Source organism: Limnohabitans sp., from assembly GCF_036804465.1.
GTDB lineage: Bacteria > Pseudomonadota > Gammaproteobacteria > Burkholderiales > Burkholderiaceae_C > Limnohabitans.
Genome location: NZ_DAIRSK010000033.1, coordinates 1 through 8,593 on the forward strand (window position 1 = coordinate 1; position 8,593 = coordinate 8,593).

Genomic DNA, 8,593 nt, shown 5'->3' on the forward strand with positions numbered 1-8,593 from the left:
CTGATTGGTTTTCACCAAACTCATGGGCACCATCTCGCCGTCATGTGCAAACACGGTATAGGCCTGCGCGAGTTGAAACAAACTGGTGGACAAACCGTAGCCATAGCTCATCGTGGCTTGCTCAATCGGACGCCATGTTTTGTAAGGTCGCACCTTGCCAGCCACCGCACCCGGAAAAGGCACTTGGGGCTTTTGCCCCAAACCCATTTGCGTGAACACCTCCCACATGTCGTGGGGCTGAATTTGCATGGCAATTTTGACCGTGCCCACGTTGCTGGATTTTTGAATGATTTCATTCACGCTCAACACACCATGTGGGTGCGCATCGGTGATGGTGGCCGAGCCCATTTGCATCTTGCCGGGTGCGGTTTGAATCAAGGTTTCGGGCTTGACAATGCCCTTCTCCAAAGCCAAGCCCACCACGAGCGGTTTCATGGTGGAGCCAGGTTCAAAGGTGTCTGTCAGGGCGCGGTTACGCAACTGCGCTCCGCTGAGGTTGCCGCGCTTGCCGGGTGAATAACTGGGGTAGTTGACCAAGGCCAACACCTCGCCCGTCTTGATGTCGAGTACTACCACACTGCCTGCAGCTGCCTTGTTGGCGATGACGGTTTCTTTGATTTTTTCGTACGCAAAGTACTGCACCTTGCTGTCGATGCTCAGCTGCAAATCCTGGCCATCCAAGGGTGGCACCATTTCGCCAATGTCTTCGACCACGCGACCCAAGCGGTCTTTGATGACGCGACGCGAACCAGGTTTGCCGCCCAAGGCTTTGTTGAAGGTCAGCTCCACGCCTTCTTGACCCACGTTTTCTAAATTAGCAAAACCCACCACATGTGCCACCGATTCACCCTCTGGGTAAATACGCTTGTACTCTGGGCTGTCTGACACGCCTTTGATTTTGAGCGCCGCCACCTCTTTGGCGACCGACACTTCCACCTGGCGCTTGAGCATCACATAGGTTTTGTCTTCGTCTTTGAGCTTTTTATCCAGCTCAGCTTGGCTCATGCCCAGCAACTTGGCCAGCGCTTTGAGCTTGGCAGGGTCTCGGTCAATTTCATCTGGGTTGGCCGTGATACCACGCACCGGCACGCTGGATGCCAAGATGTTGCCATGGCGGTCCAAAATGCGTCCACGGTTGGCTGGCAGCTCCAAGGTACGCACAAAACGCACCGTGCCTTGGCGTTTGAAAAATGCGTTGTCAATCACCTGCACATAGGCTGCGCGCGCCACCAAGCCCAAGAAGCCTGCTGCAATCACCGCCACGATGAACTGGCTACGCCAGATCGGCGTCTTGCTGGCAAGCAAGGGGCTGGTGGTGTATTGCACGCTGCGGCTGCTCATGGGCGAACCCCCGCTGAAGCCGATGCTGATCCCGTCGCTGATGCAGTTGCACCAGCAGGCATGGTGGCGTAATGCGTGATGGCGGGTGTGATGGTGCGCATGTGCAGTTGTTCACGGGCGAGTTTTTCAACACGCAGCGGTGTGGCTTGCGCGCGGCGCTCCACATCCAAGCGGTCGTTTTCAGTTTCTAAATTGCGGGCCAAGCTGGTGGCGCGGTCAATCTCCATGGTGAGCGAGCGCGACTCGTACTGCGTGCGTACCAAATACAAGGCACTCGCCATCACAGCGATCATCAGCAACACGCTCACGCGGCTCATGCGCTGGCCCCTAAGCGCTCAGCCACGCGCATGATGGCGCTACGCGCGCGGGGATTACCAGACACCTCGGCCGCGCTGGGCTTGACACGATCAATCGCTTTGAGATCCATGACCTGTGGCACCGCAAAAGGTGCGCGTCGGTCATACACCTCACGCGAATGCTGCGTGATGAACTGCTTGACAATGCGGTCTTCCAAAGAATGAAAACTGATCACAGCCAATCGACCTCCGCTGCGCAACACCTGCAACGAAGCGCTCAGCGCTTGTTGCAACTCCTCAAGCTCGGCGTTGATGAAAATCCGAAAAGCCTGAAATGTGCGCGTTGCAGGGTCCTTGCCCGGCTCGCGGGTTTTGACCGTGTCAGCCACGAGCTGGGCCAGTTCAGCGGTGGATGTAGGCACGCCCCGTTCTTGTCGGCGAGCATCAATCGCCTTTGCAATCTGTAAAGCAAACCGTTCTTCGCCATATTCACGTATCACCTCCGCGATGTGTTGGACTTGCGCCTGTGCCAGCCACTCGGACACGCTTTGGCCACGCGTGGTGTCCATGCGCATGTCCAAAGGACCGTCGTTTCGAAAAGAGAAACCGCGTACTGGGTTGTCGATCTGGGGCGAGCTCACCCCCAAATCCATCAGCACGCCGTCGATGGCACCCGCATCTAACTCGCCCAAGTGCGTGAAGCCTTGGTGGCGAATCGAAAAACGCGGGTCTTGAATTTGTTGGGCTGCTGCAACCGCATCGAGGTCTTTGTCGAACGCAATCAAACGCCCCTTGGGCGAGAGCTTGGACAAGATCAGACGGGAATGCCCCCCACGACCAAAGGTCGCGTCCACATAAGTACCGTCCGGCTGGATGTCGAGTGCGTCGACAGCTTCGCTGAGTAGGACGGTGGTGTGCTGCCATGGCGTGTCCACCGTCATCCTTTAAAAAGAAAATTCCTTGAACACATCGGGCATCTCGCCCTGCATGGCTTGGGCCTCTTGCGCCTCGTACGCTGCCTTGTCCCAAAGCTCAAAGTGGTTGCCCATACCGAGCAGCATGGTGTCTTTGCTGATGCCCGCTGCGGTGCGCAACTCAGGAGAGATAAGAACACGGCCCGTGCCATCCATCTCCACATCCATCGCATTGCCCAAGAAGATGCGTTTCCACCATTGCGCGCTCATGGGCAGTGCGGCAATGCGCTCACGAAACTTCTCCCACTCGGTGCGAGGAAAAACCATCAGACAGCCATGCGGGTGACGCGTGATCGTGAGCTGTCCAGCCGCCGTCGCGCTCAAGACGTCACGATGCCTGGTAGGCACCGACAAACGACCTTTGGCATCGAGACTGAGCGATGAAGCACCCTGAAACACGTTGGCAACCTTTTTTCCACATGCAAATCAAACAATTCAGCCGAACGAAAAAGCCAAAAGGCACTTTTCACCACTTAATTGCACTTATTTGCACTGTAGCAGGAAAACCAGTTCAGAACACCAAAAACGAGTAATTTTTCAATGAAATCAACAACTTACAGCGATTTTAATATCCACATGCGAGGGTAAATATCGTTATAAATGAAGCACTTAGAAAAGGCACTCAAAGTGGCTTATTAAGAAAAATAAGCATAAAAAAAGCAGGCGCATGCGCCTGCTTTTGATGATTTTGGCGCTTTTGCCATCAATCTCCAAACATGCGCTGCTTGATCTCGCGACGCTCTTGCGCTTCCAGCGACAAACTGGCAGTAGGACGTGCCAACAAGCGGCCTACGCCAATGGCTTCGCCCGTTTCGTCACAGTAGCCGTAGTCACCGCTGTCGATGCGGTGGATGGACTGCTCAATTTTCTTGAGCAACTTGCGTTCGCGGTCACGGGTGCGCAGCTCCAAGGCGTGTTCTTCTTCGATGGTGGCACGGTCGGCTGGATCGGGCACCACCACGGTGTCTTCACGCAAATGCTCGGTGGTTTCACTGGCGTTGCTCAGCACTTCATTTTTGAGGTGCACGAGCTTGAGACGGAAGAAAGCCATTTGCAGCTCATTCATGTACTCGGTATCAGGCATGGCGATGATTTCAGCATCGGTCATCTGGTCAGCGGTTTTGGACTTCCAGTTATTGGCAAGCTTGGCGTCTTTTTTAGGTATCACAGGAACAATGGTTGGAGCGGAGGGTGCCGTCATGGGCATAAAGCTGTTCTTGGCAGCGTTGGATGCGACCACTTGAGCAGGCGGGGGTGGAACCAAAGCGGCCATCTTGGCAGCTCTGGAGTTTTTCTTGTGCACCACAGGGGTGTAGCCAGGAATTATGGGTGTGACATGCACCACAGGCGCTGGGACAGGCGCCACTTTGGCTTTGGCTGACACTTTGACTGCTGGCTTGGCGGCGGCTTTTTTGGCAACGGGCTTGGCGGCTTTGGCTGCAACTTTGGCTGCAACCTTGGCAGGTACCTTGGCAACCTTGGCAGGCGCCTTCGTCACTTTGACAGCAGCTTTGGCTGGCTTGGCCGTGGCTTTGACGGCCTGCGCGGGTGACTTGGTGGGAACTGATTTTTTAGCAGGCACCGCCGCCTTCTTTGCCACTGCCTTTTTGGCCACGGCCTTTTGGGGTGCTGACTTCACTGGCGTTTTCTTGGCTGGAGCGGGCTTCGCAGCTGCCTTTTTTGCAGCCACTTTGGCTGGCACTGCTTTTTTAGCCACTGGCTTGGCGACGGTTTTGGCCGCAGGTTTGACGGGGGTCTTCACCACCACAGACTTTTTCACTGGCTTGGCCGATTTTTTTGAATCAACAGGCTTCTTAGAAGCAGTTTTCTTGGATTTAGCACTCACTGTGGGTCTCCTTGCAGCCCCTAATGGCACGGGTGTACTACTTGGGTCTGGCGCGCGGGATTGTAGCCACAAACCCCAAGGTTTCATCAAATTTGCAAAAACTGCCATATTTCATCAAACCAAGGATTGATCGAGGCCTTGGACCAGAATGTCCTTAGGCAAATCAATACCGATGAACACCATCTTGCTGATGCGCTCTTCGCCTTGCGCCCAATCGGGGCCCAAATCGCTGCCCATCAATTGGTGCACACCTTGGAAGATGACCTTCTTGTCAGTGCCCTTCATATTGAGCACGCCTTTGTAGCGCAGCATCTTGGGGCCATAGACGTTGACAATGGCGCCCAAAAAGTCTTCCAACTTGGCGGGGTCGAACTGGCGCTTGGACTTGTAGACAAAGCTCTTCACGTCGTCGTCATGGTGGTGATGGTGACCAGGGCCCTGTTCATGGTCATGCGCGTGAGAGGGATGGTCGCAGTGCTCGCCGTGCGCATGGTCGTGGTCGTGATGGGCGTGGTCATCGTGCGCGTGGCCATGCTTGTGCGATGGGTGGTCACAATCCTCGCCATCGTGGTGATGGTGGCCGTCATCGCCCAAAAAGTCAGGATCAATATCGAGCTTCGCGTTCAGGTTAAAGCCGCGCAGATCAAATACGTCGCTCAGCGCTACTTCACCAAAATGCACCACTTTTTGAGGGGCGCGAGGGTTCATGTGCTTCAAGCGGTGCTGCAAAGCATCGAGCTCAACTGGCGAAACCAAGTCGGCCTTGCTGATGAAAATTTGGTCCGCAAAGCCCACTTGACGACGCGCCTCTTGGCGGTCGTTGAGTTGTTGGGCCGCGTGCTTGGCGTCAACCAAGGTCAAGATGGAGTCGAGCAAAAAACTCTCGGCAATTTCGTCGTCCATGAAGAAGGTTTGCGCCACGGGGCCAGGGTCGGCCAAGCCGGTGGTCTCGATCACCACACGGTCAAAGTCGAGCAAGCCTTTGCGCTTTTTGGCGGCCAACAGCTGCAGCGTCGTGCGCAAGTCTTCGCGGATAGAGCAGCACACGCAGCCGTTGTTCATCTGGATGATTTGCTCGTTGGTGTCAGACACCAAGATTTCGTTGTCGATGTTTTCTTCGCCAAACTCGTTTTCGATGATGGCAATTTTTTGGCCGTGGGCCTCGGTCAGCACACGCTTGAGCAAGGTGGTTTTGCCCGAGCCCAAAAAGCCGGTCAGGATGGTGGCGGGGATCAACATAAAAGAGAAGCCTTGTTTCGGAACGTTTCAATCAGTCCGATATTGTGGCTGAGTTGTGTTTCTCAACCAAGTCAGCCGCTTTCACCACCACCAAGCCCTTGAGGTACTCGCCCTCGGGGAAGGTCAAGGTCATGGGATGGTCGGGTGCGCCTTGCATGCGCTCGCTGATGTAGCCGTCGCACGGCGCGTCAATGCCCGCCGAAGCCACGATTTTGTGGAACAAATCAGCGCTGATGCCACCCGAGCAGCTGTAGGTAAACAGCACGCCACCGGGCTCTAGCAGCTTGAATGCCAAACGGTTGATGTCTTTGTAGGCCCGCGCCGCGCGGTCGGCATGCGCGGCCGTCGGCGCAAACTTGGGCGGATCCAGCACGATGGCATCAAAGGTTTGGCCTGCTTGAATGAATTGGCGCAACGATGCATTCACATCCGCATCCATCATGGTGGTGCGAGCGGCGTCAAAGCCGTTCAAGGCCACATTGGCTTTGGCCAGCTCAATCGCGGGTCCGGATGAGTCGATGGACGTCACATGCGCCGCACCACCCGCCAAAGCGGCCACAGTAAAGCCGCCTGTGTAGCAATAGCAATTGAGCACACGCTGAAACTGCAAGCGCTTGGCGTAATCGGCAAACTTCTTGCGGCTGTCGCGTTGGTCCAAATAAAAACCAGTCTTGTGGCCCTCGGCCACATCCAGAGACAGTTGCCAATCGTGCTCACGCAGCACAACACCTGTGCCCCCCTCGCCGCGCAGCCAGCCCGTGACTTCGGGCAAGCCTTCGAGCTTGCGCACGTTGGCGTCTGAGCGTTCGTAGAGTTTGGTGAGGCCTGTTTGCGCGAGCAGCGCGTCGGCAATCACGCTTTTCCAGCGCTCGGTGCCGCACGATAAAAAAGACGCCACCAAGATATCGTCGTAGCGGTCCACGATCAGGCCAGGCAAGCCATCGGACTCGCCGTGAATCAGACGCACGCCATTGCTTTGAATGTCAAATCGGCTGCGCGCTGCGATGGCGCGGGCGATGGCGGCTTTGAAAAACGACGCATCGATGCGCTGACCTTCGTCAAAACTCCAAATGCGTGCGCGTATTTTGGATTCGGGGCTGCACGAGGCCCAGCCCAAAAACTGGCCGTCGTTTGATTCCACCCGCACAGTTTCACCCGCATCGCCACTGCCTTTGGCAATAGCACCATCAAAAATCCATGGGTGGCGGCGCAAGGCAGAACGCTCTTTGCCTGCTCTGAGCTTGATTGTTTTCATTGACTTGATTGTCGGTGGAGCCGTTGGGGGTTTGGCTTGTGCTTTACGGTTTATTTCGCTTCGCCAACAAGGCCCAAGTCAGGGGTGGGGTAGGCGTTGAGGCGATTTTGGCGCGCAGCGACGCATGGGCCGGAGCAACTTCAAACAAGCGTTATTTTTTACGCGCCCGAGGATGCGCGGCGTCATACGCCTGCGCGAGATGCTGAAAGTCCAAGCGCGTGTACACCTGCGTGGTGGTGATGTTGGCGTGGCCCAACAGCTCCTGCACACCGCGTAAATCTTGGCTGGACTGCAACACGTGGCTGGCAAAAGAATGGCGCAGCATGTGCGGATGCACGGGCGTGGACAAACCCGCTTTCAAACTGCGTTGACGCAAGCGTTGCCAAACGGCTTGCGCGGTGAGGCGCGTGCCGTTGCGGCCGATGAACATCGCGGTTTGTTCGGCAGTGGCGGGCGTGAGGCCTTGGCCGCGCACCGCTACCCAGGCTTGCATGGCTTCTAGCGCTTTGCCGCCCACAGGCACGCTGCGACGTTTGCTGCCTTTGCCCAGCACATGGGCTTCGCCGCCTTCAAAGTCGATCCAGCCTTTGGCTTGCGCCCCCGCTTGCACGTCTAGGCCGACCAGCTCGCCCACACGCAGGCCGCAGCCATAGAGCAGTTCGACCAGCGCCGCGTCGCGGCACTCCAGCCAAGGGTCTGCGGTGCCGGGTTCGGCGTGGTACTCGGCCAATTGCACGGCGTCGTCCACGCTCAGGGCTTTGGGCAAGGGCTTGGGTGCTTTGGGTGCACGCACGTCTTGCACGGGGTTGCTCAGGACCAAGCCTTGTCGACCCAGCCACACATAAAACCCGCGCCAGCCCGACAGGATGAGCGCAATGCCACGACCACTGCGGCCACCGCTGTGCATGTGCGAGACCCAGCGGCGAATGTGTGTGCTTTGCACCGCCTCTAGCGCCACGCTGGCTTGGGCTGCGTAGTCGGTGAGTTTTTCGAGGTCGAGGCTGTAGAGCGTGACGGTGCGCTCGGCCAAGCGCTTTTCAAAGCGCACGTGGTCGAGGTAGCGGGCGACCAAGTCCATGTGTTTTGGCTGCGTTTTTTTAACGCAAGTGCGACAGCGCAGCGCTGGCCAAGTCACCGATGCGCTCGATGATGGTGGTACCCATGCCTTCAAAGTAGCGCTGCGGGTCGGGCGAGGCCAACACCAACAAACCAATCACGGGTTGTTCAGCAGCGGTTTGCGGCGTGTCTTTGGCGCGCGTGACACGCAAGGCAATGAGGGCCACCGACTGCGCGGCTGCTGGGTCGTCCAACCACTGCACGGCATCAAAGTTGTTGTTGAGGCCGACGTAGGGCGAGCTCAATGAAGCAGCGAAATCTTTGATGGGGTCGATCACGCTTTGCGCGAAAGGCTCAATTTTGAAGTCCTCGCGCACCTCCCACACCTTGATGGCCACTTGAGGAACCATGAAGTCATGTTGGATGTGGTCAGCAATGGTGTGCGGCAAGTCGCGAGCGTTGTTGGTCATCAACAGGGTTTTGACCCAGCGCTGCATGCGCTCAATCAGCACCTCGTTTTCGGTGCCGTGGCGCATCATGTCCATCATGCGCAGCTCGAGGGCGCGAATTTTTTCTCGCATCATTT

Annotated in this window: 9 protein-coding genes; all 9 read right to left on the reverse strand. The window is 56.7% G+C overall.

The features are described from left to right. A partial coding sequence (locus V7Q41_RS13180) for a peptidoglycan D,D-transpeptidase FtsI family protein (protein ID WP_333846412.1) occupies positions 1-1,341 on the reverse strand: 1,341 nt, incomplete at its 3' end. Continuing rightward, positions 1,338-1,658 (reverse strand): cell division protein FtsL, encoded by a 321-nt coding sequence (ftsL, locus tag V7Q41_RS13185; RefSeq protein WP_333846413.1) that lies wholly within the window; start codon positions 1,656-1,658, stop codon positions 1,338-1,340. The genes ftsL and V7Q41_RS13180, both read right to left, overlap by 4 nt. Continuing rightward, a complete protein-coding gene (gene rsmH / locus V7Q41_RS13190; protein WP_442918869.1) occupies positions 1,655-2,572 on the reverse strand; it encodes a 16S rRNA (cytosine(1402)-N(4))-methyltransferase RsmH in 918 nt (305 codons plus the stop codon). The genes ftsL and rsmH overlap by 4 nt, the downstream gene beginning before the upstream one ends. 9 nt (positions 2,573-2,581) lie before the next feature. Beyond that, positions 2,582-3,010 (reverse strand): division/cell wall cluster transcriptional repressor MraZ, encoded by a 429-nt coding sequence (mraZ, locus tag V7Q41_RS13195; RefSeq protein ID WP_333846415.1) that lies wholly within the window; start codon positions 3,008-3,010, stop codon positions 2,582-2,584. 304 nt (positions 3,011-3,314) lie between these two features. Continuing rightward, on the reverse strand, positions 3,315-4,457 hold the full coding sequence (dksA, locus tag V7Q41_RS13200) for an RNA polymerase-binding protein DksA (RefSeq protein ID WP_333846417.1): 1,143 nt from the start codon (positions 4,455-4,457) through the stop codon (positions 3,315-3,317). 114 nt (positions 4,458-4,571) lie between these two features. Then, on the reverse strand, positions 4,572-5,696 hold the full coding sequence (locus V7Q41_RS13205) for a CobW family GTP-binding protein (protein ID WP_333846419.1): 1,125 nt from the start codon (positions 5,694-5,696) through the stop codon (positions 4,572-4,574). Between the two features lie 31 nt (positions 5,697-5,727). Then, positions 5,728-6,951: a class I SAM-dependent rRNA methyltransferase gene (locus tag V7Q41_RS13210; protein ID WP_333846420.1), complete on the reverse strand. Its 1,224-nt coding sequence runs from the start codon at positions 6,949-6,951 to the stop codon at positions 5,728-5,730. A gap of 151 nt (positions 6,952-7,102) precedes the next feature. Continuing rightward, positions 7,103-8,029 (reverse strand): tyrosine recombinase XerC, encoded by a 927-nt coding sequence (locus V7Q41_RS13215; RefSeq protein WP_333846422.1) that lies wholly within the window; start codon positions 8,027-8,029, stop codon positions 7,103-7,105. Positions 8,030-8,048: 19 nt separating this feature from the next. Beyond that, positions 8,049-8,593: DUF484 family protein (locus tag V7Q41_RS13220; RefSeq protein ID WP_333846423.1), on the reverse strand; the 545-nt coding region annotated here is incomplete at its 5' end.